The 1,464-nt window shown below is 75.5% G+C and carries 2 protein-coding genes; both read left to right on the forward strand.

Going from position 1 to position 1,464, the window contains the following annotated elements; all coding sequences use genetic code 11:
* A partial coding sequence (locus ACWJ6R_RS36205) for a PucR family transcriptional regulator (RefSeq protein ID WP_449066526.1) occupies positions 1 to 1,012 on the forward strand: 1,012 nt, incomplete at its 5' end.
* A 153-nt stretch (positions 1,013 to 1,165) separates the two neighbouring features.
* Entirely contained in the window at positions 1,166 to 1,390 is a 225-nt protein-coding gene (locus ACWJ6R_RS36210) for an RNA-binding S4 domain-containing protein (RefSeq protein WP_449066527.1), read from the forward strand.
* The last annotated feature ends 74 nt before the right edge of the window (positions 1,391 to 1,464 follow it).

Consider the following 1,464-nt stretch of genomic DNA (forward strand, 5'->3'; position numbering starts at 1 on the left):
CCTTCGGACGGCGACCCGCACGCGCGCAAGCGCCCGGATGGGGCGTGACTGCCTGGCCGCGCTGCGCACCGCGCCCGAGGGCCGCCGCACGGCCGTCCCCGTGGTGGCGGGCGGGCACCACCACGGCCGGATCGTCGCGTGCGGCCCCGCCGGGCAGGTGGGCGACGGCGACATCGGCATTCTGGAGCGCGCCGCCACCGTCGCCGCCCTGGTCATCACCCGGCAGGAGGCGGTCAACGCCGTCGAGAGCAAGTACCGCGCCGACTTCCTGCGCGACGTGCTGACCGGCCGGGCGGGCGGCTCCGACCGGGTCGCCTCCCGGGCCAAGGCCTTCGGCTGGGACCTGCGGCGCCCGCTCACCGTGCTGGTGGCCGAACTCGACCCCGAGGGGGACGAGCGGCTCGTCCAGGACCGCCTGGTCGCCTGCTGGGTCGCCGCGCTGCGCCGCCACGACCCGCGCGGGGCGGTGGCCGGGTTCTCCCACGAGGTCGTCGCGGTCGTGGACGCCGCCGTGGACACCGTCCGCCTGGCCAGGGACGCCGCGGCCGCCTTCGCCGACGGGCCGCCCGCCACCTTCTCCACCGGCGCCAGCCGTACGGCCTCCGGAGCGGAGGCGCTCCCCGAGGCGTACGCCCAGGCGCTGAAGGCCACCCGGGTCGGCCGCCAGCTGCACGGTCCCGGCGCGGTCGCCCACTTCGACCAGCTCGGGGTCTACCGGCTGCTCTCGCTGGTCAGCGACACCGCCGAGCTGCACGCCTTCGTCCGCGAGACCCTCGGCCCGCTGGCCTCCGACGACGACCCCGACAACGCCGACCTGCGCCGGACCCTCCAGGTGCTGCTGGAGACCAACCTCAACGTCGCCGAGACGGCGCGGCGGCTGCACTTCCACTACAACACGCTGCGCTACCGGATCGGCAAGCTGGAGCGGCTGCTCGGCAACTTCACCGAGGACGCCCACCTGCGGCTCAACCTGACCCTGGCGCTGCACGTGCTGCGCATGCGCGGCATCTGACCGGCGTCCGGGCGGGGCGCAGGACTGTGCCGGTCCCGTGCCCGTCCCAGGCGGTGTCCGGGCGGTGTCCGGGCGGTGTCCGGGCGTCCGCTTCGAGGGCGGCCGCCGCGCCGTCCGCGGGCCCCTTCCGCCGCCCGGCCCTATGCTGTGGCCGTGAACGAGACCTTTGAGCTGGAGACCGACTACATCCCCCTGTGCGACCTGCTGAAGTACTGCGCCGTGACCGACACCGGCGGTCAGGCCAAGTACCTCATCTCCCTCGGGGATGTAATGGTCGACGGCGAGGTCGAGACCCGCAAGACCTGCAAGATCCGCGCGGGCCAGGTCGTCACCGGCGACGGCTTCGAGATCCGCGTCGTCGCCCCCGGATCCGCCTGAGCGGGCGCCCTCCGGGCCGTCCCGTGCCCGCGGGGCCGGGCTCCGCCGTACCGCGGGCGTCCGTGCCCGCGGGG

This window comes from Planomonospora algeriensis, from assembly GCF_977012225.1.